We start from the raw sequence: 275 nt of genomic DNA, 5'->3' as shown, positions 1-275 counted from the left end.
GTCGAACGACGGGCGGTCGTCCCGGCGGAAGCCACCGCCGCGGTTGCGGCTGTCGTCGCCGCCCCGGCGGTAACCACCCTCACCCCGGTCGTCCCGGCGCCCATACGGACGACGGTCGTCCCGGCGGTCGAACGAGGGACGGTCATCGCGGCGGTCGAACGACGGGCGGTCGTCCCGGCGGAAGCCACCGCCGCGGTTGCGGCTGTCGTCGCCGCCCCGGCGGTAACCACCCTCACCCCGGTCGTCCCGGCGCCCATACGGACGACGGTCGTCCC

At 76.0% G+C, this 275-nt stretch carries 1 protein-coding gene; it reads left to right on the top strand.

Annotated features, from left to right (window positions below):
- Positions 1 to 275 (top strand): hypothetical protein (locus tag RM590_RS35880; RefSeq protein WP_311708992.1); only part of this gene is annotated, 275 nt, incomplete at both ends.

It is taken from the genome of Streptomyces litchfieldiae (assembly GCF_031845365.1).
Taxonomy (GTDB): Bacteria; Actinomycetota; Actinomycetes; order Streptomycetales; family Streptomycetaceae; genus Streptomyces; species Streptomyces litchfieldiae.
The sequence above is the reverse complement of the archived record's forward strand: the minus strand, read 5'-3'. Positions and strand labels throughout refer to the sequence as shown.